General features: G+C 71.2%; 25 protein-coding genes and 1 other RNA gene. 10 read left to right on the top strand and 16 right to left on the bottom strand.

All coding sequences use genetic code 11. From position 1 onward, the window contains the following. Positions 1–2 precede the first annotated feature (2 nt). Both AXA68_RS06405 and lrpA1 read left to right on the top strand, forming a co-directional pair. Complete coding sequence (locus AXA68_RS06405; RefSeq protein WP_066414307.1) at positions 3–941, top strand: thiamine pyrophosphate-dependent enzyme; 939 nt, start codon at positions 3–5, stop codon at positions 939–941. 80 nt (positions 942–1,021) lie between these two features. Then, positions 1,022–1,450, top strand: a complete 429-nt coding sequence (gene lrpA1 / locus AXA68_RS06410) for an HTH-type transcriptional regulator LrpA1 (protein WP_066414309.1) — start codon at positions 1,022–1,024, stop codon at positions 1,448–1,450. A gap of 7 nt (positions 1,451–1,457) precedes the next feature. Here the strand turns inward: lrpA1 and AXA68_RS06415 are convergent, their stop codons facing one another. The 5 genes from AXA68_RS06415 to AXA68_RS06435 form a co-directional block, all read right to left on the bottom strand. Next, positions 1,458–1,952 carry a hypothetical protein gene (locus tag AXA68_RS06415; protein WP_066414311.1) on the bottom strand — a complete coding sequence of 165 codons (495 nt, stop codon included), beginning with the start codon at positions 1,950–1,952 and terminating at the stop codon, positions 1,458–1,460. A 52-nt stretch (positions 1,953–2,004) separates the two neighbouring features. After that, on the bottom strand, positions 2,005–2,475 hold the full coding sequence (locus tag AXA68_RS06420) for a GNAT family N-acetyltransferase (protein ID WP_066414313.1): 471 nt from the start codon (positions 2,473–2,475) through the stop codon (positions 2,005–2,007). Between the two features lie 125 nt (positions 2,476–2,600). After that, a complete protein-coding gene (gene ileS, locus AXA68_RS06425; RefSeq protein ID WP_066414315.1) occupies positions 2,601–5,747 on the bottom strand; it encodes an isoleucine--tRNA ligase in 3,147 nt (1,048 codons plus the stop codon). 63 nt (positions 5,748–5,810) lie between these two features. After that, a complete protein-coding gene (locus tag AXA68_RS06430; RefSeq protein ID WP_198530026.1) occupies positions 5,811–6,980 on the bottom strand; it encodes a nicotinate-nucleotide--dimethylbenzimidazole phosphoribosyltransferase in 1,170 nt (389 codons plus the stop codon). Positions 6,981–6,982: 2 nt separating this feature from the next. After that, positions 6,983–7,441 (bottom strand): hypothetical protein, encoded by a 459-nt coding sequence (locus tag AXA68_RS06435; protein WP_066414317.1) that lies wholly within the window; start codon positions 7,439–7,441, stop codon positions 6,983–6,985. A 111-nt stretch (positions 7,442–7,552) separates the two neighbouring features. On the opposite strand from AXA68_RS06435, the gene AXA68_RS06440 reads away from it, so the two are divergent. Then, positions 7,553–7,960 carry a DUF7548 family protein gene (locus tag AXA68_RS06440; RefSeq protein ID WP_066414320.1) on the top strand — a complete coding sequence of 136 codons (408 nt, stop codon included), beginning with the start codon at positions 7,553–7,555 and terminating at the stop codon, positions 7,958–7,960. 82 nt (positions 7,961–8,042) lie between these two features. After that, an RNA gene (gene ffs, locus AXA68_RS06445) (signal recognition particle sRNA) lies at positions 8,043–8,354 on the top strand. Between the two features lie 108 nt (positions 8,355–8,462). On the opposite strand, the gene AXA68_RS06450 is transcribed toward ffs, so the two are convergent. Next, positions 8,463–10,082 carry a tryptophan--tRNA ligase gene (locus tag AXA68_RS06450; protein ID WP_066414322.1) on the bottom strand — a complete coding sequence of 540 codons (1,620 nt, stop codon included), beginning with the start codon at positions 10,080–10,082 and terminating at the stop codon, positions 8,463–8,465. A 143-nt stretch (positions 10,083–10,225) separates the two neighbouring features. On the opposite strand from AXA68_RS06450, the gene AXA68_RS06455 reads away from it, so the two are divergent. Further along, positions 10,226–10,657, top strand: a complete 432-nt coding sequence (locus AXA68_RS06455) for a universal stress protein (RefSeq protein ID WP_066414324.1) — start codon at positions 10,226–10,228, stop codon at positions 10,655–10,657. Positions 10,658–10,689: 32 nt separating this feature from the next. Here the strand turns inward: AXA68_RS06455 and AXA68_RS06460 are convergent, their stop codons facing one another. The 3 genes from AXA68_RS06460 to endA form a co-directional block, all read right to left on the bottom strand. Continuing rightward, complete coding sequence (locus AXA68_RS06460; RefSeq protein WP_066414327.1) at positions 10,690–11,712, bottom strand: NAD-dependent epimerase/dehydratase family protein; 1,023 nt, start codon at positions 11,710–11,712, stop codon at positions 10,690–10,692. Positions 11,713–11,888: 176 nt separating this feature from the next. Next, on the bottom strand, positions 11,889–13,049 hold the full coding sequence (locus tag AXA68_RS06465) for an inorganic phosphate transporter (RefSeq protein ID WP_066418405.1): 1,161 nt from the start codon (positions 13,047–13,049) through the stop codon (positions 11,889–11,891). A gap of 121 nt (positions 13,050–13,170) precedes the next feature. Continuing rightward, entirely contained in the window at positions 13,171–14,349 is a 1,179-nt protein-coding gene (gene endA / locus AXA68_RS06470; protein WP_066414328.1) for a tRNA-intron lyase, read from the bottom strand. A 147-nt stretch (positions 14,350–14,496) separates the two neighbouring features. On the opposite strand from endA, the gene AXA68_RS06475 reads away from it, so the two are divergent. Next, positions 14,497–16,773: an AAA family ATPase gene (locus tag AXA68_RS06475; RefSeq protein ID WP_066414329.1), complete on the top strand. Its 2,277-nt coding sequence runs from the start codon at positions 14,497–14,499 to the stop codon at positions 16,771–16,773. A 27-nt stretch (positions 16,774–16,800) separates the two neighbouring features. Here AXA68_RS06475 and AXA68_RS06480 read toward each other — a convergent pair whose 3' ends face one another. From AXA68_RS06480 to lwrS, 4 genes are all read right to left on the bottom strand, one after another. Next, positions 16,801–17,286: a CopG family ribbon-helix-helix protein gene (locus tag AXA68_RS06480; protein ID WP_066414331.1), complete on the bottom strand. Its 486-nt coding sequence runs from the start codon at positions 17,284–17,286 to the stop codon at positions 16,801–16,803. Positions 17,287–17,313: 27 nt separating this feature from the next. After that, positions 17,314–17,718, bottom strand: coding sequence for a PadR family transcriptional regulator (locus AXA68_RS06485; RefSeq protein WP_066418409.1), 405 nt, complete (start codon positions 17,716–17,718; stop codon positions 17,314–17,316). A 243-nt stretch (positions 17,719–17,961) separates the two neighbouring features. Beyond that, entirely contained in the window at positions 17,962–18,612 is a 651-nt protein-coding gene (locus AXA68_RS06490; protein WP_066414339.1) for an HAD family hydrolase, read from the bottom strand. A gap of 92 nt (positions 18,613–18,704) precedes the next feature. Then, entirely contained in the window at positions 18,705–19,070 is a 366-nt protein-coding gene (lwrS, locus tag AXA68_RS06495) for an LWR-salt protein (protein ID WP_066414342.1), read from the bottom strand. 119 nt (positions 19,071–19,189) lie between these two features. On the opposite strand from lwrS, the gene uppS reads away from it, so the two are divergent. Further along, positions 19,190–20,209 (top strand): polyprenyl diphosphate synthase, encoded by a 1,020-nt coding sequence (gene uppS, locus AXA68_RS06500; RefSeq protein WP_066414343.1) that lies wholly within the window; start codon positions 19,190–19,192, stop codon positions 20,207–20,209. 48 nt (positions 20,210–20,257) lie between these two features. On the opposite strand, the gene AXA68_RS06505 is transcribed toward uppS, so the two are convergent. Further along, positions 20,258–20,716 carry an NOB1 family endonuclease gene (locus tag AXA68_RS06505; protein ID WP_066414344.1) on the bottom strand — a complete coding sequence of 153 codons (459 nt, stop codon included), beginning with the start codon at positions 20,714–20,716 and terminating at the stop codon, positions 20,258–20,260. Further along, positions 20,716–20,961 (bottom strand): PRC-barrel domain-containing protein, encoded by a 246-nt coding sequence (locus AXA68_RS06510; RefSeq protein ID WP_066414346.1) that lies wholly within the window; start codon positions 20,959–20,961, stop codon positions 20,716–20,718. Before AXA68_RS06510 ends, AXA68_RS06505 begins: the two co-directional genes overlap by 1 nt. A 206-nt stretch (positions 20,962–21,167) precedes the next feature. On the opposite strand from AXA68_RS06510, the gene infB reads away from it, so the two are divergent. Beyond that, positions 21,168–22,961, top strand: coding sequence for a translation initiation factor IF-2 (infB, locus tag AXA68_RS06515; protein ID WP_066414348.1), 1,794 nt, complete (start codon positions 21,168–21,170; stop codon positions 22,959–22,961). Positions 22,962–22,979: 18 nt separating this feature from the next. Here infB and AXA68_RS06520 read toward each other — a convergent pair whose 3' ends face one another. Then, positions 22,980–23,777 carry a bacteriorhodopsin gene (locus tag AXA68_RS06520; protein ID WP_066418410.1) on the bottom strand — a complete coding sequence of 266 codons (798 nt, stop codon included), beginning with the start codon at positions 23,775–23,777 and terminating at the stop codon, positions 22,980–22,982. A gap of 214 nt (positions 23,778–23,991) precedes the next feature. Between AXA68_RS06520 and AXA68_RS06525 the strand changes: the two genes are divergently transcribed. Together AXA68_RS06525 and AXA68_RS06530 are read left to right on the top strand one after the other, a co-directional pair. Next, positions 23,992–24,405 carry a plastocyanin/azurin family copper-binding protein gene (locus tag AXA68_RS06525; protein ID WP_066414350.1) on the top strand — a complete coding sequence of 138 codons (414 nt, stop codon included), beginning with the start codon at positions 23,992–23,994 and terminating at the stop codon, positions 24,403–24,405. 126 nt (positions 24,406–24,531) lie between these two features. Next, positions 24,532–25,458, top strand: a complete 927-nt coding sequence (locus tag AXA68_RS06530; protein WP_066418411.1) for a sulfite exporter TauE/SafE family protein — start codon at positions 24,532–24,534, stop codon at positions 25,456–25,458. The last annotated feature ends 3 nt before the right edge of the window (positions 25,459–25,461 follow it).

The raw sequence follows: 25,461 nt of genomic DNA on the forward strand, positions 1-25,461 counted from the left end.
CCATGAGCACGTTTTCAGCCATCGGAGAGGAACGAGAGATCGACCGCGACGAGTACACCCCCGGCGTCGAGCCCCAGCCCACCTGGTGTCCCGGCTGCGGCGACTTCAGCGTCCTGAAGGCGCTGAAACAGGCGCTCCCCGAGGTCGGGCGCACGCCCGAGGAGACGCTGCTCTGTACCGGGATCGGCTGTTCGGGCAAGCTGAACAGCTACCTCGACACGTACGGCTTCCACACGATCCACGGGCGCTCGCTGCCCGTGGCCCGCGCCGCGAAGCTCGCGAACCCCGACCTGGAGGTCATCGCCGCCGGCGGCGACGGCGACGGCTACGGGATCGGCGGGAACCACTTCATCCACACGGCCCGGGAGAACCACGACATGACCTACATCGTGTTCAACAACGAGATCTTCGGGCTCACGAAGGGCCAGACCTCGCCGACGAGCCCGAAGGGTCACAAGTCGAAGACCCAGCCCTCGGGCAGCGCCAAGGAGCCGCTCAAGCCGCTCTCGATGTCGCTCAACGCCGGGGCCTCCTACGTCGCCCGGACGGCCGCGGTCAACCCGAACCAGGCCAAGGAGATCCTCATCGAGGCGATCGAACACGACGGGTTCGCCCACGTCGACTTCCTGACGCAGTGTCCGACCTGGAACAAGGACGCCCGCCAGTACGTCCCGTACATCGACGTCAACGACTCCGACGACTACGAGTTCGACAGGACCGACCGCGTCGAGGCCGCCGAGATGATGCGGACGACGGAGGAGGCGCTGTACGACGGCGAGGTGCTCACCGGCCGCTTCTACGTCGACGAGGACCGCCCCTCCTACGGCCAGGAGAAGCGCCAGATCGGCGAGATGCCGGAGGAGCCGCTGGCCGAGCGCTACTGGGACGACGACTACGAGTGGGAGCGCTCGTACGACCGATTCGTCGGCAAACACGAGTAGCCCCGCCGGCCCGGTTCGGCGTTTCGACTCCCGTTTTCGGGTTCGCAAGGTATTTTTTCCGTGGTGACAAAGGAGTTCGTATGAGTACCGTATCGACGGAAGAGCGTATCCTCTCGGTGTTGGAGGAGGACGCGCAGGCCTCCTGCGGGGAGATCGCCGAGCGGGCGGAGGTCTCGAAGCCAACGGTGCGAAAGTACATCGACAAGCTCGAGGAGGAAGGCGTCATCGTCGGCTACTCGGCCGACGTCGACCCGAAGAAGCTCTCGACGCAGTCGATCGCGATGGTGGGGATGGACGTGGACTCCGGCAAGTACGTCTCCGCGACCCGCGAGCTGAAGGCGCTCGACGAGATCGAGGCGCTGTACACCTCCTCCGGCGACCACATGCTGATGGCGGAGGTGCGCGCCGCCGACGGCGACGAGCTCGGCGACGTGATCAACGACGAGCTGCTCGCCGTCGACGGGGTCACCGCCGCACACCCCTCCTTTCTCCAGGAACGTCTGAAGTAACCTCCTTCTAGCGATACGCGGCGGCGACGGCGAGCGTCGAGAGGACCGCGGTCGCGAGCACGGCGACGGCGACGGTCGACTCTCCAGCGCCGAAAAGCACCGCCGCCAGCGGGACACAGAGGAGCCCGCCGGTCAGCATGGCCGCGGCGCCGAGCCGGCGGGCGCGCTCGCGGTCGACGTTCGGCGTCGTCAGGAGTTCGCGGCGGTCGCGGTAGCGGACGAGCCAGCCGAGCAGGACCGTCCCCGCGGCGGCGACGGCGAGCGTTCCGGCCGCGACGGATCGATCCGGGACCGCGGCGCGGATCGCGGCCGCGAGCGCGAGGAGGAACGCGCCGGTCGCGGCGAGCACGGCGGCGTTCGCGCGAGCGCCGGCGTCGTCGTCGGGGTCGATCCCGTACGCCCGGCGGACGCGGCTGCCGGCCGGGAGGCTCGCGAGGGCGACGAACAGCAGGGTGCCGCCGAGCGCGACGAGGAGGGCGGGACCGAGGTCGGGAGCGGTCATGTCGGTGGGATGGATCGATGGCGGGAGGTGTCTCGAGTCGAGCCCGTCGCGGTCACGCGACGGTCTCGATGTCGGCCACCACTATCGCCTCGTCGCCGGCGGGGCCCCGCCGCACCGTGCGCCGGTCGAACCCGTGGGCGCGGTAGAACTCGTGGGCGCTCGGCCGGTCGTCGGGCACGCTCGCGCGGAGGGTCTCGACGCCGCGGTCGGAGAGCGCCGACGCGACGCGCGAGAGCAGCTCCTCGGTGACGCCCTCTCCGACGTGCTCCGGGTGGACCCACAGCGCGAGGAGCTCGGCCTCGGTTCCCTCCTCGTCGGGGTGGGCGATCGCCACCCCGATCGGGCCGTCGTCGTCCTCCATGAGGAAGCAGCACTCCGCGCCCACGGCCGCCTCCCGGACGCCGGCCGCCGAGACGTCCAGAAGGGGCGCGCCGATGTCGTCGAACACCGTCGCCTCGCGGGCGCGGGAAACCGTCGTCCGAAGCGTCTCGGCGTCGCCGGGACGCGCCGGTCGAACACGCATACACGGACCGTGGTGAGGGGACTAGGTATACGTTTCGGGGTCGACCGAGCGCCGCCGGCGATCGTCACGCGGTCGTCGCGGATGGCGGGGGACCGTCCCGAAAGCGGGAGCGTCGCGCGACGCGGCTACGCGACCGGCTCGATCCCGATCGTCACCGCGACGTCCTCGACGTTCCACTCCTCGACGAGCCCGCCCTCCGCGGCGTCGGCCGGATCGTCGAGCCAGCCGTCGGCGCGGACCTCGCCCGCGATCAGGTCGGCGTGCTCGTCGACGAAGCCCGCCACGCGATCGTCGTCGACGGCGACGCCGAGTCGGATCCGCGCCTCGACGTCGAGGTCGAGCTCCTTGCGCATCTCCTGGACCCGGCGGATCACGTCGCGGGCGTACCCCTCGGACTCGATTCCGGGGGTGAGCGAGGTGTCGACGTACACCGTTCCGCCGTCGAAGTCGACGCCGGTGACGTTCTCCGGCGGCTCGGCGACGTACTCGACCATCTCGTCGTCGAGGTCGACGGAGTCGCCGTCGACCGCCACCTCGCCGCCCTCTATCGCCGCGCGGGTCGCGCCCTGGACCGCCTCCATCACCTTCTGCGCGTCGCCGCCGAAGGCGGGGCCGATCGCCGCCATCCGCGGCTCGGCGGTCTCGACCAGCTCGTCGAAGGCGTCCGTGACGTGAACCTCGCGGGCGTTGACGCGGTCGGCGATCAGATCGGCGAGCCGGTCGACCGCGCCGGCGACCGCGTCGTCGTCGGTCTCGACGACGACCCGCGGGACGGGCCAGCGGAGCTTGCGGCCGGCCTGCTGGCGGGCGTTCGCCGCGGCCTCCTCCACGTCGCGGAGGACCGCCACGTCGCGTTCGAGGTCGGGGTCGCGCAGGTCGTCGTCGGGCTCGGGGTACGCGAGCTGGTGGACCGTGGTCGCCTCGCCGTCGAGCGTCCGGTACATCCGCTCGGTGAGGTAGGGCGCGATCGGCGCGAGCAGCCGGACGACCTCGTCGAGGACGGTCGCGAGCGTGGCGTAGGCCCCGCGCTTCGAGGCGGAGTCGGCCTCCTCCCACATGCGGTCGCGAACGGCCTTCACGTAGAACCGGGAGACGTCCTGGGTGACGAACTCGATGGTCGCGTTGACCGCGTCGCTGACGCGGTAGTCGTCCCAGGCCTCGGTGACCTCCGTCTCCACGGACTGGAGCCGCGAGAGCACCCACCGATCGACGAGTTCCAGTTCGCCGTCGTCGAGGGAGGCCTCGGCCGGGTCGTAGCCGTCGAGCTCCATGTACTCGAGCGGGAACCGGAACACGTTCCAGAGGATGTTGAGCTTCCCCTGTAACTCGGCGAGTCCGTCCCACTCGAACGCGAGGTCGACGCCCTGCTGGTCGTGGCTGAGGAGGTACGTCCGGAGCGGGTCGCGGCCGGCCCGCTCGATCGCCTCCTCGGGCGTGACGATGTTGCCGACGGACTTGGACATCTTGCGGCCGTCCTCGTCGTTGGCGAACCCGTGCATGATCACCTCCTCGTAGGGGATCTCGCCGACCGCGGCGGTCCCCATCCCGAGCTGCGACCAGAACCAGCCGCGCGTCTGGTCGTGCGCCTCGATGATCAGGTCGGCGGGCCACAGCTCGTCGTGCGCGTCCGCGTCGCTCGGGTAGCCGAGCGTCCCCCACGAGGCGACCGAGGAGTCGAGCCACACGTCGAAGACGTCCTCGACGCGGCGGTAGGTGGTCCCGTCCTCGACGATCGTGAGGTCGTCGACGGAGGGTCGGTGGAGGTCGATCGAGTCGGGGTCGACCTCCTCCTCGACGCGCTCGGCGAGCTCCTCGCGGGTCCCGATCACGATCATGTCGTCGTCGAGGTCCCCGGCCGCCGCGTCCTCGGGCACCCAGATCGGGATCGGGATCCCCCAGTAGCGCTGCCGGGAGACGTTCCAATCGGGGGCGTCCTCGATGAAGTCGCGGAAGCGGTTGTCCCGCGCCCACTGCGGGTGCCACTCCGAGGCCTCCATGTTGTCGAGGAGGTCGTCCTTCACGTCCGTGATGGAGATGAACCACTGGTCGGTGACGAGCTGGATGATCCCGGTGTCACACCGCCAGCAGTGGCCGTAGCTGTGATCGACGGTGCCGTGCGCGAGCATGTGTCCGTCGGCGACGAGATCCGCGATGATCGCCTCGTTGGCGTCGCGCACGAACCGCCCGGCGTACTCGCCGGCCGCGTCCGTGAACTCGCCGTTCGGGGCGACGGGACAGAATATCTCGAGGCCGAGCTCGGTGCCGCGCTGGAAGTCCTCCTCCCCGTGGCCCGGCGCGGAGTGAACGAGCCCGGTGCGGTCCGCCTCCACGTAGTCGGCGGCGTACACCTCGCCCGCGCCCTCGAAGTCGGGGTAGTCGGCGACGTGGTCGGCGAGCGGGTGGTCGTACGCCCAGCCGAGCATGTCCGCGCCCGAGAGCTCGGCCTCCACCTCGTAGTCGTCGTACCGACCCTCCCGGAGCACGTCCTCGACGCACGCCTCGGCGACGTACAGCAGCTCCTCCTCGCCGTCCGTCTCCGCGCGGACGGCGTTGTACGTGAGGTCCTCGTCGACGGCGACGAAGGTGTTCGCGGGGATCGTCCACGGCGTCGTCGTCCAGATCACGAGGCTGCCCTCGCGGTCTGCGAGGGGGAACTTCACGTAGATCGAGGGGTCCTCGACGTCCTCGTACTCCACCTCGTTGTTGGCGAGCCCGGTCTCACAGCGCGGGCACTGCGAGATGGAGCGTTTCCCCTGCTCGACGAGGCCGTTCTCGGCGACGTTCGAGAACGCCCACCACGCCGCCTCCATGTACTCGGGCGAGACGGTCTCGTAGGGGTCCTCCCAGTCCATCCAGACGCCGATCGACTTGAAGTCCTCGTCCATCGCCGCCCGGTTCTCCAAGGCGAACTCCTTGCACCGCTCGATGAACGGCTCCATCCCGTACTCCTCGATGTCCCGCTTGTTCTCGAAGCCGAGTTCCTCCTCGACTTTCACCTCGATCGGGAGGCCGTGCATGTCGTAGCCCGGCCGGTCCGTGACGCGGTGGCCGGTCATCCGCTTATGCCGGATGACGGCGTCCTTCAGCGTCTTGTTCCAGGCGGTCCCGAGGTGCATCTGTCCGGAGGTGTACGGCGGCCCGTCGACGAAGAAGAAGGGCGGGTCGTCGGCGTGTGCCTCCTTCGCCGCCTCGTAGGCGTCCGCGTCGTCCCAGTACTCCGCGACCGCCGACTCGACGTCGGCCGGCGTGTACTGGTCGTCGATCTGCTCCATACGGACGTGTTCCCGCCCGCGTATTTGAATACGGCGGACTGCGGCGTTCGGCGGAGCGTTCCGTTACCGCTCGATGCCCGCCTCCGCGAACGTCGCCATCCGGTCGTGGGTCCGGCAGGCGGCGCGGTAGGTCGAAAGCGCCAGCGCCGCGCCGGAGCCCTCGCCCAGCCGGAGCCCGTGATCGAAGAGCGGCTCCAGACCGAGGGCGTCGAGCTGGACGGCGTGGCCCGGCTCGTCGCCCAGATGCGAGGGGAGCAGGTACGGCCGCACGTCCCCCGCGACCGCGTCGGCGACGAGCGCGGCCGCGCCCGAGACCGCGCCGTCGACGACGACCGGCGTCCGGTCGGCCGCACAGCCGATCGCGACGCCGGCGAGAAGCCCGACCTCGTAGCCACCGACGCGCCGGAGCACCTCGACGGGGCCGACGTCGAAACCGGCGTCGGGCTCCTCGCCGCGGTCGATCCCCCCGTCGAGATCGTCGTCGCGGTCGATCCCTCCGTCGTCGTCGACGAGCCCGTTCGTCGCGAGCGCGCGCTCCACGACCGCGACCTTGTGCGCGCGGGTCTCCTCGTCGACGCCGGTCCCGTGACCGGTGACCCGGTCCGGGTCCGCCCCGGTGAGCGCCGCCGTGAGCGCGGCGGCGACCGTGGTGTTGCCGATCCCCATCTCCCCGAGCGCGACGATCCCGGCGTCCGCGAGCCGCGTTCGAGCGGTCCGGACGCCGCCCGACAGCGCCGCGACCGCGTCGGCGCGGGACATCGCCGGTCCCGCGGCGACGTCGTCCGTGCCGGGGCCGATCCGCTCGTCGACGATCTCGACGGGACCGCCGGCCTCGATCGCCGGCCCCTCGACGCCCGCGTCGACGACGAGCGTCTCCGCGCCGACGACCTCGCTTATCGCGGAGACGGCGGTCCCGCCGGCCGCGAAGTTCCGGAGCATGGCGCGGGTCACGGACTTCGGGTACGCCGAGACGCCCCGGTCGACCACGCCGTGGTCCGCGGCGGCGACGACGACGGTCGGGTCCGCGAGCGTCGGGCGGGGATCGCCGGTCAGCCCGGCGAGCGCGACCGCGAGGTCCTCGAGCCGGCCGAGGCTCCCCGGCGGCTTCGTCAGGTCGCCCTGTCGCTCGCGGGCCGTCTCGGCCGCCTCGGCGTCGAACGCCGGGATCGGCGGCGGCGAGAAGCCGGCCGGCGGCGAGGGGTCGGGCGACTCCGTGGGATCGTCCTCGGACACGGTCAGGCGTCGAAGTCCGGGAGGTCGTCGGGGGCCTCGTACTCCGACTCCCACTCGATGTACTCCGCTTTGAGCACGTCACAGACGACCTGGCCGAGCTCCGTGAGCCCGGCGTTGATCGCGGAGACGGAGCCCCACGAGTCGAGGTCGGCGTGGTAGTTCCGCTCCTTCCAGTCCTCGGGGACGCCCGGCGCGTGGTAGCCCACGCGGTCGGCGAAGGAGTCCCAGAAGAAGTCGAACCGGGAGACCAACTCGAGATCCTCGACTATCCGCCAGTCCGACTCGTCGAGGTCGGTGTCGGCGGCCCACTCCGCGAACGCCTCCTCCCAGGCCCCCTCGCGCAGGAACGCCGACAGCTCGTCGCGGCGGTACTCGCCGCCGGCGACCTCGGCGTCCTCGTACTCGTTCGGGTCGACGGCGGACAGCTCCGGCGGGTCCGGCGTCTCGATGTCGAGCGACATGTCCGCCCGTCCGCGCCGCGGGGCCAAAACGGTGCGGGCTCGGCGGCGGGGCTCGGTGGAGAACCGACCGCGATCCGGTCCTTTTACCGCGCCGACCGAGTATCTCGGGACATGAACGTTCGCGCCCGCTCCCGACAGGTCGGGATCGCCGCCGCCCTCGTCAGCGCGCTCCTGCTCGCCGTCCCGTACGCGCTCGTCTCCGGGTTCGACGCCCAGCTCGCCGGGTACTACACGGCCGGGCCGGTCGGAGCCGGGGGAGTCGCGCTGCTCGCGCTGTTGAGCGCGGTCGTGTTCGCCTCCGTCGAGCAGGGAAACGTCGACCCGGGGACGCTCGCCGGCGCGCTCGTCGTCCTCGGGGTCGCGACGACGCTGCTCTCGGCGCTCTGGTGGCTCTCGGTCGAGCCGACGACCATGTTCGGGGAGCACCGGTGGCTGGAGTACCACGCGGCCGCCGTGACCGTCGCGTCGCTGCCGATTCCGCTCTCCGCCGGCGTGTACGCCCGGGAGCTGCTCGGGTAGGCTCGGGAGCCGAGCGCCGGCGCCGGCGACCGTGCGCGCCTCCCGCGAACGAAAGGCCCTTATGGGGCACCGATGTAGTGGAAACCGGACTAGGTCGGGCGGTTAGGCCCCGCTCGTCACCCGCGAGGTAGTCTTCAGCGGGGACCGAACACCGGGCGCGTCCGGATAGACCGGCGCGGGCCCCGAGAGCCAACGTGGAAGCCTCGTCCGCCGGGGACAGCGGTCCGTGGCGCCCGCTCGCAGGAGCGGCCCGTCGCGGTTCGTCGGCGACAACGGGTCAGGCGCGGAAGCGAGCAGCCCACCGCCGGACGCCCGTCGCTCGTCGGGTCGCGGGGTGGAGGAGGCAACCGGGATACCCCGTGCCGGAACACCGGGCTAGCTCGGCCGTCCACCATTCATACCGGATCCGCAGTCGCGTAGCGGCCGTGCTCCCGCCCCCGCGCTCCCGTCCGATCGACCCGGAACGGTCGGCGTCAAATCGGCGGCGAGATCGGCGGCGTTCTCAGTGCTCGCCGCCCGTCCCGCGCCGGTCGGAGTCGAGGTCGATGTCGAGATCCTCGAGGAGTTCCTCGGCCTCCGCGCGTTTCTCCTGGTGCTCCGAGAGGAACTCGCGCATCAGTTCGGCCGCCTGCTCCTTACAGCCGCCACAGAGCCGCTCGCCGTTGACGCACTCGGAGTACACCTCCGTCGCGAGCCCGTCGTCGTCGCCCGCGAGCAGGTAGGCGTACAGCTCGTAGACGGGGCACTCGTCGGCCTCGCCGCCCAGTTCGCGCTGCTTCTCGGCCGTGTCGCGTCCGCCGGTCGTCGCCGACCGCACCTTGTCGTAGCCGTCCTCGGGGTCGTCCAGGAGCGAGATGTGACTCGCCGGGATCGACGAGGACATCTTCCCGCCGGTGAGCCCGGTCATGAAGCGGTGGTATATCGAGGAGGGCTGGCGGAAGCCGAAGCCGTCGTGGTCGATCTCCACCTCCCGCGCCAGCGACTCGGCCGCCTCGCGCGTCATCTCGAACGCGTCGACGTGGCCCTCGAAGACGCGCTTTTCGCCCGCTATCGCCTCGATCAGCGCCTCGAACGCCTCGTCGGTGGCGTTGCGGTCGAGGAAGCGGACGCGCGGGCGGAGCGGCTCCTTGCCGCCCGCGCGGAGCTTGTCGAGGGCGCTCGTCTTTGCCTCCTCGAGGTCGACCGCCTCGGCGTCGACCTCGGGCGGCTCGTAGTCGGCGAGCCACGCGGCGGCGTCCTCACAGCGCACGTCGGAGTCGTCCGCCTCGTCGCCGGCCGCGCCGTCGTCGCCGCCCGCCAGCGCGTCGTAGGCGGCCCGCACCAGCGTCCGCTCCTCGTCGTCGAGCTCGAAGCTCGCGAACGCCTCGGTCACCTTGAAGTAGCGCATCCGCGTCGCCAGGTCGCGCGTGAGCCGGACGTGCGGGTCCTGGTCGGGGCCGACCGGGATCACGGTGGGTTTCGGCTCGTCGACCAGCTGCGGGTAGAGGATGTCCGCGGTCTGGGTGACGACGCTCTGCATGTGCGAGATGTTCGTCTCGCCGTCGAAGCCGTAGATCGCCTCGAACTCCGAGAAGTTCGCCTTCGACCCCAGCTCGAAGCCGAGGTCCTGGACCGCGCGGTTGTCGGACTGCCGGTAGAGCTCGCCCTCCTCGGGATCGAACCCGAGCGCGAGAAGCGAGAGGAGGTAGCTCCGAGCGTGCTCGTCGATCTCGTCCCAGGACATCCCGCGGGCCGAGTGGGCCTCGAGGTCGGCGATCAGCCCGAACACGTCGCCGCCCCGCCGTTGGTGCCAGATCAGCTCGTCGAACACGAGCTTGTGGCCGATGTGCGGGTCGCCGGTGGGCATGAACCCCGAGAGCGCGGCGAACGGCTCGCCGTTCGCCATCGCCTCCGCGACCGCGTCGTACTCGCGGTGGCCGAAGATGACGCCGCGGCGCATCAGGTAGTGCGGGTCGACCACGTCGTCGGCGACGTCGTCGAACGCCTCGATGCCGAACTCGGCGAACAGGTCGGCGTAGTCGCCGACCGACGCCGACCCCCACGGGTCGAGCGCGACGTCCTCGCTCGGCTCGCCGTCGGCGCGCTCGGTCCCGCCGTCCGTGCGGGGGGTGTCCTCGTTCATACCACTCCTCCCGTCGGTCGACGCAAAAACCGTTCGCTTGCGCGGGAGCGGCTCGCACGCGGCGGGCGGCCGGCACGCGGTCGCCGGCACGCGAGCCGCCGCCGGCTTGCGGGCTTTATGCCTCCGCCGATCGATCGGCCGATATGACCCCCGACCACGTGCTCGTTCCCCTCGACGGCTCGCCGCTGGCCGCGGAGGCGCTGGCGCACGCGCTCGCGACCTTCGACTGCCCGGTGACGGTGCTGAACGTCGTCACCCCGCTGGACGCCGGCATGACCGAGGGCGGCGTGCTGGAGCCGGACGGGGAACGCGAGCGGGAGGCAGCAGAGCGCGCGGAGCGGCTGGTCGCGGACGCCCGCGAGCGGGCCGCCGCCGCGGACCGACCCGTCGAGACGACGGTCGAGACCGGCGACCCGGCGGAGACGATCCTCGCGTACGTCGCGGACCACGACGTCGACCACGTCGTGATGGGCGGCCACGGCGGCGAGCGCGGCTCGATCGCCCGGCGGCTCCTGGGGACGATCGCGAGCACGGTCGTGGGGGAGGCCCCCGTCACCGTCACCGTCGTCCGGTGATCGGGACGGACGGCTCGGTCGCGATCCTCCGTCTACGTCCTCACCGAGCTCTCCGCTCGCCCCGGCTCCATCCCCTGTTCTTCCATTTCCCAGCGCATGTACTCGCGGACCCCGTCCTCGAGCGATCGGTGCTCGATGTCGAGTTCACGCCGCGCCTTCGAGTTATCGACCAACGCTTCTCCGGTGGCGAAGAACCCGAGCAACTCGCTCTCGAACCCTTCGGGGGGTCTGGTGATCCCCTCGAGAGCGGCGACGCCATACCGCAGCAGGCCGAACAAGGATCCCGGTACCGCTCGTGGGGCCGGGACGCCGGTACAGTCCTCGGCGATGTCGAAGTAGTCGACCAGATCACGCGGCTCCCCGGCGATGATGTACTCTTCACCGGGAGACCCGCGCTCCATCGCCCGCTGAAGGTTCGCGGCCGTGTCCTCGACGTGATCGAACGACATGACGAAATCGCTCGGTATCATCGGTAGCTCCCCGTGGAGGTAGTCGATCGCCGCCGCCCGTGGCGTTCCGCCGTACGGCTTGTCGCCCGGCCCGTAGATCGCCCCGAGCGTCGCCACCACCAGCGGGAGTCCGTTCTCCATCATGGGATCCGCGACCTCGTAATGCGCTCGCCACTTCGTCTCCTGGTACACCGTCGGGAAATCGTTCGGAGAGCGATACGACTCGTCGACGTACTCGCCGCCGGTATTGCCGTACACGCCGACGGTACTGGCGTAGACGCCCTTGGGAACGTCGAGTTCGTCCATCAGTTCGAGGACGTTTCTCGTTCCGTCGACGTTGATACGCTCGGCCAGCCGTTCGTTCCAGGGCCCGGGTCCAAGCTGGAACCAGGCGGCGAGGTGGAAGACGCCATCGACGCCCTCGATCCCCTCTCGCATGCTCGCCTTCTCGGTGATGTCCCCCTCGAGGACCGAGACCGAGTCGGGGAGGTGTGTGGCGTTCGATCGATCCCGCGTCAGCACCGTCAGCGCGTGTCCGTCGGCAGCGAGTCGCTCGACCAGCCGCGTGCCGATGAATCCCGTTCCCCCCGTGAGGAAGTACTCCATACCAGTGGTACGATAATAAGTCACATAATTTTGTTCGTTGATACGATCTCGTCCCCGTCGAGGGGTCACGACGCTTCAGGACCGTACGCTCAGGCGTCTCGTTTCAGTAGGAAGCCACCTCTCCCGAGGCGGACGAATCGGTGTCTCCCGAGGCGGACGAATCGGATCCGCCGCGCTCACGCGATCCCGAGCGTCGTCGAGAGGAGCCGGTAGAGGCCGAACCCGATCGCGACGGACGTGACGAGCGTGATCCCCCAGAACCCGACCGTCACGCCGATCTTCCGGCGGGAGACGCCCGCGGACCCCGCCGCGAGCCCGCCGCCGATGACGCCCGAGATGATGATGTTGTTGAACGAGATGGGGATCCCGAGCGTGATCGCCGCCTGCGCGATGACGAACCCCGGCACGAGCGCCGCGATCGACCGCCGGAGGCCGAGCTGGGCGTACTCCCGCGAGGTCGCCTGGAGGAGCCGCGGCGCGCCCATCCACGCGCCCGCGAGGATCCCGCTCGCGCCGACGCCCATCAGCACGATCGCGGGCAGCCCGAGCGCCGTCCCGTAGAGGTTCTCCAGCGGCCCGGTCGCGAGCCCCACCTGGCTGCCGCCGCTCGAGAAGGCGACGACGCTCCCGAGGACGAGCAGGAACGTCCGGATCCCCTTCTCCACCGAGGCCCGCGTCCGGCGGCGGATGAACCGGAACCCGACGGCCGCGAACGCGAGCGTCACGAGGACGACGACGGGATCCACGCCGAGCGCGGTCGGGACCTCAATACTCCCGCCGACCGCCGCCGCGACCGCCTCGGCGACGGAGCCCTGCGCGCGCTCCGGATGCGGGATCACCCCGAGCCGGACGTTCGCGAGGATCCCGGCGACCACGCCGGCCAACAGTGGGACGCCGACCGTGTCGGGCACGTCGTCGCGCCGAAGCAGCGTCGCCGTGAGGTACGCGAGCCCGCCGGAGACGGGGGGTACGAGCAGCCAGAACGTCCCGATCCGGCGGTAGGTGTCGAGCGCGGGGTCGCCGCCGAGCGAGAGGCCGACGCCGACCATCGCGCCCGTCGTCGCGAACGCCGCGGGGACCGGATAGCCGCTGTAGACGCCGAACGCCATGAACGACGCGGCCACGAGCAGGCCGGTCGTCGCCCCGAGCGGCGTGATCGCGACGCCGTCGATCAGGTCCGCGCCGACCGTCTCGGAGATCGCCCCGCCCTGCGTCAGCGCGCCCGCGGCGGCGAGGATCCCGATCAGGAACGCCGCGCGCATCGTCGACACCGCGTTCGCCCCGATCGCCGGCGCGAACGGCGGGGAGTTGCTGTTGGCCCCGAGCGACCAGGCCATGAACAGACACGAGACCGTCGCGAAGACGACGAGCGCCCAGAAGGAGACCGCGAGGGTCACGGGGATCCCCTCGGCCGACTCCGCGGCGTCCGGTCCCGCCCCGATCGACCTCGACCGCCCCTCACGGCGTCAGCCTCCCGACCGAGAGCCACTCGATCCGGTCGTCGGTCCCGGCGTCTCCCGCGCTTCCACTCCCGTCGGTCAGCGCGAACACCAGCTCCTTCCGGACGCCGCCGGCGAGCCGCACGTCGAGCGAGAGCTCGCGCGGCGCGAGGACGTGGTCGGGCTCGACCACCCGCACGAGGTGCTCGGAGTGCGGGAGGTCCTCGACGGTGTCGACGTCGAGGTACGTCCGGAAGTCCGCGCCGAACTTGAACCCCGTCTTGGGGACGGTCCGGCGCTCGCGGAGGTCGCGGTAGGCCGCGAGCCGGCGGTCGAACCGGTCGCCCTCCACGGCGCGGCCGCGGGCGACGATCGCGGCGGCGGCGCTCGCGGGGTCGTCGCCCGCGAGATCGCCGTCGCCGTCGTCCGCCCCCCCGCCGGCGACGACCGCCGAGAGCCGGAGGCTCCCGTCGGCCGCGAGCGACGCGGCCTCGACGAGCGAGAGCTGAACGATCCCCTCGACCGCGGCCGCCCGCCCCGAGAGCGGCTGGCCGTAGAACCCGCGCTCGTAGAGGTCGGGCGGGGCGTCCCAGAGCACGACGCGGTCGGAGAGGAGGACTCCGGTCAGGTCGGCCGGCGGGTCGTAGGCGGTCGAGCCCGCAAGCTTCGGGGTGGCGGCCTCGAAGTAGGTGATGTCGCTCTCCTCGTCGACGACCGCGAGGGTCTGGCCGGCGAGGTCGCCGGCGGGGACCGACTCGCGTTCGCCCACGACGCGCACCGGGTAGCGGACGTTTCCGGTGTCGGGCGTCGACCCGCGCTCGTAGGCGACGACGTCGACCGCGTCGGGCACGTCCGCCCGGCCGCCCGGCCACGGATCGCGGGCGGGCGAGAGGTAGAACCCGCGGTCGCGGAGGTCGGCGTAGACGAGGTAGCGCACCGCGAAGCGGTCGGTCGCGGCGGCGCTGTCGACGAAGAACCGCTCGAAGCCGGCGGGGTCGGCGTCCGCGCCGCCGTCGCCGGACTCGAGGCGAACCCCGGCGAGATCGCCGCGGAACAGCAGGTGGGCGGCCTCGACCCGCGAGAGCTCGATCGCGTTCCCGCCGAGCGGGCGGCCGTAGCCGCGCGAGTCGTAGAACCGCTGTCTGGCGTCCCCGCCGACGTGGACGGCGTCGCCGCGGAGGTCGCCTGTCGGTTGCATGCCCGCATTCGCGGCCGGCCGGGGTAAGGGGGTTGCGGTCGGCGGAGGCGGCTGCGGTCGGTGAAGGCGGTTACGGCCGGCGGAGGAGCGTCGCGGACGGCGGAGCCCCCGAGTAAGGGTAAAGGGCCAGCGGACGGAAGACGCTCCATGAACGAGACCGCCGGCGTCAGGCTCACCGTTCGCGCCGCCGAGAAGCGCGACGCGGGCCGCGGCATCGCCAGGCTCCCCGAACCCGCGCGCAAGCGACTCGGCCTCCTCAGCGGCGACACGGTCCGGATCGACGGCGAGCGCTCGGCCGTCGCGAAGGTGTGGCCCGGCGGCCCCGACGCGGAGGACGGCTCCGTCCTCATCGACGCCGACACCCGCGCCAACGCCGGCGTGAAGGTCGGCGACGTCGTCACCGTCAGCCCCGTCGACGTGGTCGACGCCGACCGGGTCGTCCTCGCCGCGCCCGCCCGGCTGGCGTCGGTCGACGTGAGCCGCGAGGTCGTCGAGCGCGCGCTCGCCCGCGACCTCCGCGACCGACCGATCTCCCGCGGCGAGGCCGTCCACGTCGAGCGGCTCGGCGGCCTCCGGTTCGTCGTCCGTGAGACGCGGCCGAGCGGCACCGTCCGGGTCGCGAGCGGCACCGACGTGTCGGTCGACTACGAGGGCGGAGACCGGGATCGGTCCGGGTCGGCCGCCGACGGGGAGCAGGGTGGAGCCGGAACCGGAGCCGAGGCGGGAACCGGCTCCGGGACCGGCGCGTCCGACGCGACGCGGGAGGCCGGCTCGACGCCCGGAACCGACGGCCGTCCGGCGGGCGAGGGGGAGGCCCCGCCGGCCGAACACACCGCCGGCGCGACCTACGAGGACATCGGCGGATTGGACGAGGAGCTGGAGCTGGTGCGCGAGACGATCGAGCTGCCGCTCTCGGAGCCGGGCGTGTTCACCCGGCTCGGGGTCGACCCGCCGAAGGGAGTCCTGTTGTACGGGCCGCCGGGCACCGGGAAGACGCTCATCGCTCGCGCCGTCGCCAACGAGGTGGACGCGACGTTCATCACGGTCGACGGCCCGGAGATCATGTCGAAGTACAAGGGGGAATCCGAGGAGCGGCTCCGCGAGGTGTTCGAGCGCGCGAGCGAGGACGCGCCCGCGATCGTTTTCTTCGACGAGATCGACTCGATCGCGGGCAAGCGCGACGACGGCGGCGACGTGGAGAACCGCGTCGTCGGCCAGCTGCTCTCGCTCATGGACGGGCTCGACGCCCGCGGCGACGTGATCGTCATCGGCGCGACCAATCGGGTGGACTCGCTCGATCCCGCGCTCCGGCGCGGCGGCCGGTTCGACCGCGAGATCGAGATCGGCGTTCCCGGCGAGGCGGGCCGCAGGCAGATCCTCGACGTCCACACGCGGCGGATGCCGCTCGCCGACGACGTGGACTTGGACCGGATCGCGAGCCGGACCCACGGCTTCGTCGGCGCGGACATCGAGGGGCTGACCCAGGAGGCGGCGATGACCGCGCTCCGCCGCGCCCGCGAGAGCGACGCCCGTGCGCTCGACTCGGTGACCGTCACGCGGGCCGACTTCGAGGCCGCCCACGCCGCGGTCGAGCCGAGCGCGATGCGCGAGTACGTCGCCGAACAGCCCACCACCGACTTTGACGACGTTGGCGGGCTCGACGGGGCGAAGGAGAAGCTCGAGCGGGCGGTGAGCTGGCCGCTGACGTACGGTCCGCTCTTCGACGCGGCGAACGCCGACCCGCCGACGGGCGTCCTGTTACACGGGCCGCCGGGCACCGGGAAGACGCTGCTCGCGCGGGCGATCGCGGGCGAGAGCGGCGTCAACTTCGTTCAGGTCGCCGGCCCGGAGCTGCTCGACCGGTACGTCGGCGAGTCCGAGAAGGCGGTGCGAGACCTCTTCGACCGCGCCAGACAGGCCGCGCCGGTGATCGTCTTCTTCGACGAGATCGACGCGATCGCGACCGACCGCGACGCGGCCGGCGGGGGCGACTCCGGCGTCGGCGAGCGCGTGGTCTCGCAGCTTTTGACCGAGCTGGACCGCGCGAGCGACAACCCGAACCTCGTCGTGCTCGCCGCGACGAACCGCCGGTCGGCGATCGACCGCGCGCTGTTGCGTCCCGGCCGGCTGGAGACGCACGTCGAGGTGCCCGAGCCGGACCGGGAGGCGCGGCGGGCGGTGTTCGCGGTCCACACCCGCGAGAAGCCGGTCGCCGACGACGTGGACCTCGACCGGCTCGCCGACGAGACGGACGGCTACTCCGGAGCGGAGATCGCGGCGGTCTGCCGGGAGGCGGCGATGACCGCGATCGAGCGGGTCGCGGACGCACACGGCGAGGCGGCCAACGACCACGCCGACGAGGTCGCGATCACGGACGCCGACTTCGCGACCGCGATCGCGACCGTGACGGCCTCGAAGTTGTAGGCCGTAGTCCGTGGGCGCGGTTCCGGTTCAGTCGTCCTCGTCGTCGGCGTGTCCGTGTCCGTGTTCGTGACCCTCCGCCCCGTCGAGGGCCTCCAGTCCGTCCGCGCCGAACTCGTCGACGGGAGTGACGCTGTAGTCGACGGTGAGCGTGTCCTTCGTGGCGCGGACCTTCCCGACGAAGGTGGATATCTCGGCGAGGCTCCCCTCGAGGACGAAGAGTTCCATACAGTACCGGGAGCCGACGTGGTTGTGGAAGTTGGAGGCGACGAGCCCCTCGTGTTCGTGTCGGAGCCGCATCATGCGCTCCTCGACGCTCGTCGTCTCGTAGTCGAAGAGCACCGTCACGACCGCCATCAGCCGGCGGTCCTCCAGCCGCGCGTCCTCGAACTCGCCGAGGAGGTTCCGGGAGGCCTCCCGAACCACCTCGCTGCGCCCGGTGTAGCCGTGTTCGTCGGCGAACTCGTCGATCCGGTTGAGCAACTCCTCGGGCATCGACACGCTGACGACGGTCATGTATAATAATTTACTCCCTCGATGTTGTTAACCTTTGAGGTCGGCCTCGTCGCTGCCGGCGTCATCGGGGTGATCGTCGTCGGATCGGTCGGCGTCGTCGTCGGGTCGGTGGGTGTCCTCATCGGATCGGTCGGCGTCGTCGGATCGGGCGTTCCCGGCCTCGACCCGGTCGGAGAGCCACTCGTGGTGGTCGAGGAGGGCGGTCTCGCCGGCGTCGGTGAGCCCGTAGACGTCCGCGAGCCCCTGGGCACGGCGGGTGAGGTACCCCGCCTCGACCAGTGCCGTGAGCGTCGCGTAGAAGCTCTGCGGGTCGATTCGCTCGTCGTAGTGGGTCTCGAGCCGGCTCTTGAGCGACTGCGCCCGCAGCTCGCCGGCCTCGTAGATCAGCGCACAGCAGTCGCGCCGCCGCCCGCTGTGGAACCACTTCGTCATACGCCGGGTTCCGGTCGCGGCCTCACGACGGTTTCGGTCGAGGGGCGTGAACCGGAGGGACACGATCGAGTCCTCGCGGAAGTCACGGGCGCGAATTCCCGCTCCGTCCCGCACCGCACCTCACGCCTCCCCAGCCTCGCCGCGGCCGCCACCGGCGGCCGCGGGCTCCCTCGCGCGCGACTCGCGGCGTCGCCGCTCGTTTCGCACGCGCCACCGCGACGGAGGGTCGATCGGGTATCCCCGTCAGGTCGCTTCCAGCAGTTCGTCGAACGCCTCCACGCGGCGGTCGCCGAGGACGCACCGGCCCCGGTCCGCGTGGCCGACGCGCTCGACGTGGACCGCGTCGAGCCCGGCGTTCCAGGCCGCGCCCACGTCGCTCTCGCCGTCGCCGGCGTAGTACCCCCGGTCGCGGGCGTCGACGCCCATCGCGTCCATCGCGACCTCCAGGGGGCCCGGGTCCGGCTTCCAGCCGGTCTCGTCGGTACAGCAGACGACCGCGTCGAATCGGGAGCCGAGGTCAAGCCGGTCGAGGACGGGCTCGGCGAGGAACCGCTGGCAGTGGGTGACGAGTCCGACCGGCCGGTTCGCGGCGTCGAGCCGGTCGAGGAAGCGAGCGGCGTCGTCGTGGAGGTACGTCGCCTCCGCGCGGGCGATCGGGTCCTCCACGTCGTGGAAGGCCGGCCAGAAGCGGTCGGGATCGACGCCCATCCCGCGGAGGGTCTCGCCGCGCGACCCGCCGAGCCCGTGCCAGAGGACATACGCCTCGCGGTCGGAGAAGCGCCGGCCGAGCCGGTCGCCGACGCGGTCGAACACCCCGCGGGTGTACGCCCACTCGGCGTCGACGAGCGTCCCGTCGAGGTCGAACAGGTGGAAATCGTACTCGGCGAGGACCATGGGGGCATCCGTAGGCGCCGACCCGATAAGTGCGTTGTGGGAGTCTGATCGAAGCGCCCGAGGCGCCCGAGGCGCCCGACGCGGCCGGGGTCTCACTCCCGGACGTGGATCGACGACCCGAGGTACTTGTGGAGGACCTCGTCGACCGAGTCCGCGTTGAACCGGTCCAGATCCGCGTCGATCGCGGCCTCGAGCGCGTCGAGGAACGCCCGGTCGGTCCGGAGCTCGCGGAACGACGCTGCCACCACCTCGACGCCCAGCCGATCGCCGAGGAACCGGCGGGCCGACGGCTCGTCGCCGACCTCCCCGCGCCAGAGCCGGTCGCGGAAGAACAGCCACCCCTCCGCGCCGGGCTCCGCCGCGGGGACCTCCACCGTCGTCTCGAACCGGTCCGGGTCGGCGTGCGCCTCGTCGGGATCGATCCGGAAGGCGACGCGGAAGACGTACGCGGCGTTCACGCCCGTTTCGTCTACCGATCGGGGCATAACGGTTTCGCCGGGCGTCGGGGCGCGTCCGTTCCTCCCGTCGGCGAGGGCGAACGACAAGCTACATACGACCGCGCGGCGTTGTCCCGGCCATGCTGGACCGGCTCCGTTCGGCCGTCGAACGCGCCTACCTGCGGTACCTCCGCCGGCGGGTGGAGACGGTCCCGACCCACGTCGCCGTCATCCAGGACGGGAACCGACGGTACGCCCGCGAGCGCGGCGACGACGCGCCGGACGGCCACCGCGCCGGCGCGGACACGACCGAGCGCGTCCTCGACTGGTGTGCGGATCTGGGCGTCTCGGAGCTGACGCTGTACGCCTTCTCGACGGAGAACTTCGAGCGGCCCGACGAGGAGCTCGAGCCACTCTTCGACCTTCTCGAGGCCAAGCTCCTCGAGTTCGCCGACGCCGATCGCGTCCACGACCAGGGGGTCCAGGTCCGCGCCATCGGCGACGTCGAGCGGCTCCCGCCGCGGGTGCGCGAGGCGGTCGACTACGCCGAGCGCCGGACCGCCGACAACGACCGCTTCACGCTCAACGTCGCCCTCGCATACGGCGGGCGCACGGAGCTGCTCGACGCGGCCCGCGGCGTCGCCCGCGAGGTCGCCGAGGGCGATCTCGACCCCGCGGACGTGGACGTCGAGACGGTGGAGCGCCGGCTGTACGACCGCCCGATCCGCGACGTGGACCTCATCGTCCGGACCGGCGGCGACGAGCGCACCTCGAACTTCCTGCCGTGGCACGCCAACGGCAACGAGGCGGCCGTCTACTTCTGTACACCCTACTGGCCCGAGTTCTCCGAGGTGGACTTCATGCGCGCGATCCGGACCTACCAGGCCCGGGAGGCGTCCTGGCGGCGCGCCCGCGCCGAGCGCGCCGCGGCGCTGGTCCGGGCGGTCGCCGAGGTGGAGATCGCGGAGGCGCGGCGCGTGGCGCGGCGGCTCCGCGGGCGGCTGCCGCGGAGCGAGATCGACGTCGTCGCCGAGGGGCTTCCGGAAGACGAGGAGGCCCCCGCGGCCGAGCGCCTCTCGTCGACTCCGAGCGAGGCGGCCCGCTCGACCGCGACCGCCGCCGCCGTCGACGCCGACGGCGACTCGGAGCCGGCGGACTGATCGGCCCTGCGGGTGATCGGGGACGAGATCGACGGGTGAAGGGGGACGCTACGCCGGGTTCTTGCGCGTGAGGTCGCTGCCGCAGACGGGGCAGCGCTCGCGGTTCTCCTCGAAGGTCCGGCTACAGCCGACACACTGGAATCGCCACTCGCGCTCCTCCGTGATCCCGTCGCGGGCGATGGGTTCCACGCCCAGATCCAGCCGCTCGGCGACGTTCTGCATCGCGTAGTCGTCGGTGACGAGGGTGGCGTCGAGCTCGAGGGCGGTCGCGATCAGCCGCACGTCCGTCTCCGAGAGCTCGGCGGCGTCGCCGGAGCCGCGGGCCGCGCGCTGGACGTTCGTCACCGCCTCCGGGGCCGGCACGTGGATCGTCATCCCCGACCCCTCCATCGCGTCGAACCGGAGCGCGGTCTCGCCGCTGAGCTCGTCGTGGACCTCCGGGACGGAGACCACGGGGTCGTCGGTGGTGTACTCGTGGATGAACGCGGACGTGTCGAGAACTCTCATCAGCGGCCGACGACGATGTAGTCTTTCACCGCCTGCACGTTCGCGACCGGGACCCGGAGCCGCCCCGTCTCGTCGACGTCGAACGTGACGCGCTCGGGGTTGAGCTGCTCGTGCGGGCTCACGAGCAGGTGGTGGAGCTGCCCCGACTTCAGGTCCATCGTGATGTTGTACAGATCGCCGAGTTCGGTCCCGTCCGAGCCCATCACCGCCTTCCCCGAGAGGTTCTCCGCCAGGATGTTCGCCATGTGCGCACGCTTTCGGCCGACGGTATTAAACGCCACGGGCCGTCGGACGGACGACCGACGGATCGCGGGGTCGTCGTCCCCGGAACGCGTTCCGCGGCCGCCGTCCCCCGGCGGTCGTCTCGGGTCCGGCGTCGCGGGCGCGTGATGAAACACTTAACTGACGGCCGAGCCGAACGGGAGACAACGACCTTCTTGGGGCGATTCTCATGACTGACGACACACACACGGACACCCTTCGGACGCCGATCGTCGCCGTGCTCGGCCACGTCGACCACGGGAAGACGAGCCTCCTTGACGAGATCCGCGGCTCCGCGGTGAGCGAGGGCGAGGCGGGCGCGATCACCCAACACATCGGCGCGACCGACATCCCGCTCTCGACCATCTCGACGATGGCGGGCGAGCTCGTGAACCCGGACGACTTCGACCTGCCCGGACTGCTGTTCATCGACACGCCCGGCCACCACTCCTTCTCGACGCTTCGCGCCCGCGGGGGCGCGCTCGCCGACATCGCGGTGCTCGTCGTCGACGTCAACGACGGCTTCCAGCCGCAGACGGAGGAGGCGATAGACATCCTCCGGCGCACGGGGACGCCCTTCGTCGTCGCCGCCAACAAGGTGGACACGACGCCCGGCTGGAACCCGCAGGAGGGCGAGCCGATCCAGCGGAGCCTGGAGGCGCAGTCCGAGCGCGCGGAGTCGATGCTCAACGAGAAGCTCTACGAGATCATCGGTCAGCTCTCCGACGCCGGCTTCTCCGCCGACCTCTACTGGCGGGTTCAGGACTTCCAGAAGAACATCGGGGTCGTCCCCGTCTCCGCGCTCACCGCCGAGGGGATCCCGGACCTCCTCGCCGTGCTCATGGGCCTCTCCCAGCGGTTCATGAAAGAGGAGATGGCGATCGACGTCTTCGGTCCCGGCGAGGGGACCGTCCTCGAGGTGAAAGACGAGCGCGGCTTCGGGGCCACGATCGACACCGTGGTGTACGACGGCGTGGTGCGAAACGGCGATCGGGTCGTCGTCGGCGGACAGAACGACCCGATCGTCACCGAGGTGCGCGCGCTCCTCCAGCCCCGGCCGCTCGAGGAGATCCGCACGGAGAAGAAGTTCGAGAAGGTCGCGGAGGTCGGCGCGGCCGCCGGGGTGAAGATCGCCGCGCCAGACCTCGACGACGCGATGGCCGGCGCGCCCGTCCGGGTCGTCCGCGACCGCCCGGTCGAGGAGGTCATCGAGGAGGTGAAAGCCGAACTCGCGGAGATCGAGGTCGACACCGCGGAGGACGGCGTCGTGATCAAGGCGGACACGCTCGGCTCGCTGGAGGCGATGGCGAACGCGCTCCGCGAGGCGGAGGTGCCGATCCTGCGCGCCGAGGTCGGCGACATCGCGCCCCGCGACATCGCGGTCGCGGAGACCGCGAACCAGGACGAGCACAAGGCGATCCTGGGCTTCAACGTCGACCTGCTCGCGAACGCCGAGCGGGAGCTCGAGAGCGCCGACGTGAAGCTGTTCACGAACGACGTGATCTACCAGCTGATCGAGGACTACGAGACGTACGTCGAGGAGCGCCAGCGCGCCCAACAGGAGACGGTGCTGGACAAGGTGGTCCGCCCCGCGCGGTTCCGACTCCTCCCCGATCACACCTTCAGACAGAACGACCCCGCGGTCGTCGGCGTCGAGGTCATCTCCGGGACGCTCCAGAACAACCGCAACGTCGGCTACTTCGAGGGCAACGAGTTCGAGCGGGTCGGCGGGCTCTCGGGGATCCAGAAACAGGGCGACGACGTCGACGAGGCCCGCGCCGGCGAGCGCGTGAGCATCGCCATCGACGGTCCCACCGTCGGCCGCGACATCGAGGAGGGTGACACCCTCTGGACGGAACTGCCCGAGAAACACGCGAAGATCCTCGAGCAGGAGTTAAAAGAGGAGATCACCGCAGACGAGCGCGAGGCGCTCGCCGGCTACCTCGAGACGCGTCGGAAGCGGGACCCCTTCTGGGGGAAGTGACCCGCGGGACCGGTCGACTCAGTCGTCCGCGGGCGCAGCGCCCGGCGTCGCCGCGCCGAGCCCGGACGCCATCCCCGCGACGACGCGCTCGTTGTCGGCGACCCACCGGAGCAGCAGGAACGCGAAGACGTACTTCGCGACGATGTCCATGCCGCTGTAGGCCCATGAGGTGATCGCGACGTCGAGCAGCGCGAATCCCTCCGCGCCGAGCGCCCAGAAGACCGGGTAGCCGATCCACAACACCACGGTCAGTACTTTCAGCGTGTCGAAGATCTCGGCGGTGCCGGCCGCCTCGGCGTCGGCGGACCACTCGACGAGGAGCACGTACAGCACCACGGCGAAGAACGCGCAGCTGATCGCGTACCAGAACCAGCGGAGCGCGTACGACGACGTGGTCAACGCGGCGGCGAGCCCCGTGACGCACATCCCGATGTCCATCACGATCGCCGTGAACAGCTTGGTGACGTTCGAGCCGGCGAGCAGCCCGAGCGCGAGCAGGATCATCGGCGTCGACAGCGCCCACGTGAGGTACCGCCCCCACATCGTGAGCACCTCCTCGCCGGCCAGCGGGTGGCCGGCCGGCATCTCGAGGAAACTCACCGTGAGCCCGGAGGCCAACCCCAGATAGCTCGAGATGGAGACGAGCGGGACCATGAGCGTCGCGACGAAGATGAGTCGTGAACGGGGGTCCTCGACGTTTCGACCCATGTAGACGAAGAGCAGGATCGACAGCCCCGCGAGCGCGATGTTCGCCCAGAAGGAGAGGTTCAACAGCCGGTCGGCCCGTATCTCTCGATACACCTCGGTCTGTGTCAGCTCCAGCGGGAGGGACTGTGACGCCACCGCCAGGTCAGCCGCGGCCGTCTCTATCATGCGGTAGCCTTCGGTTAGGGGGAGACACAATAAGCGAGATACCCAACCAGTGTGGTGTTCGATCGGAAGTCGAGGACTGCGAGGCGGTCGTCGGGGGCGATTCCCGTTCGACGGGGCCAACCGCGGTATTCAAACGGCCGAAACCCCGAGGGCGAGTATGTACCGGAGACGGTTCCTGAAGCGGGCCGGGGGGGCCGGCGTCGCGGTCGGAACCTCGCTCTCGCTCGCCGGCTGTCTCGCGGACCAGTACGACGTCGGGATGACCGCGACCCAGTTCCGTCCGGAGGAGATCACCGTCGAGGTCGGGGACCGCGTCGTCTGGGAGAACACGAGCGTCCGCGGCCACACCGTCACCGCCTACGAGGACGCGATCCCCGATGGGGCGGAGTACTTCGCCTCCGGCGGGTTCGAGAGCGAGGCCGCCGCCCGCGAGGCGTGGTCCGACTTCGGCGGCCGCCTCGAGAACGGCGACCGCTTCTCGCACACGTTCTCCGTCCCCGGCCGCTACGACTACGTCTGTATCCCCCACGAGACGGGCGGGATGGTCGGGGCCGTGATCGTCGAGGAGTGAGATGCCGGTCGCCGCCCGCCCTTCTCCACACGGTTCGCCGGCCCCACACGGTTCGCCGGTTCCACGCCGACCGGAACCGACGAAACCCATTACCGCACGCGTCCCCAACCCGCGGTGAACCACGCGATGGACCCATCCACCCTGCTCGGCGTCGACGTCCTGTTGTTCCTCGCCATCGGCCTGCTCGGCGGGGCCCACTGTATCGGGATGTGCGGGCCGCTCGTCACGACGTACGCGGCCCGGATGGACCCCGACGCGGGCCGGACCGACGGCGGCGGACACGGGACCCGCGGCTCGCGCGGAGCCGACGGCGGCGCGGGCGGCGCGGCGACGACCCGGACCGACCGCGACGCCCGCGGCGGCCACCTCACCACCTACGAGGTGCGCCAGCACGCGCTGTTCAACCTCGGCCGGACGGCGAGCTACGCGCTCATCGGGACGGCGCTCGGCGGGCTCGGCGGGATCGTCCTCGTGACGACCGCGACGCTGACGGGCGCGGCGGGGACGGTCCGCGGCGTCGTCGGCCTCGGCGTCGGCGCGCTCGTGATGGCGGTCGGCGCTCGGTACGTCCTCGGCGGCGCGACCGGCGGCGTCCACCTGCCGGGACTCGAACGGGTCACCGGCTGGCTGACCGGCCACGTCGACCGGCTCGCCAACGGGCCGGGGATCGTCGCGCTCGGCGCGGTCCACGGGCTCCTCCCCTGTCCGATCCTCTACCCGGCGTACCTCTACGCCTTCGCCAGCGGGTCGGCGCTGTCGGGGGGACTCGCGCTGGCCGCGCTCGGCGTCGGGACGATGCCCGCGGTGTTCCTGTACGGCACCCTGATCGGGAGCGTCGACGCGGTCCACCGCCGGCGGGTCCACCGCCTGCTCGGGGTCGCGTTCCTCGCGCTCGGCTACGTCCTGTTCGCCCACGGGCTGATGTCGGTCGGGGTCCACGTCCCGCACCCGCGGCTCCCGTTCTGGAACCCGCTCGACGCGGGAATGGGCGGGATGAGCGGGATGAGCGGAACGGATTCGATGGCCGGAATAATCGGTCTCGGAGGTGCCTGATCG

The organism is Halorubrum aethiopicum (assembly GCF_001542905.1).
GTDB classification, from domain to species: Archaea; Halobacteriota; Halobacteria; order Halobacteriales; family Haloferacaceae; genus Halorubrum; species Halorubrum aethiopicum.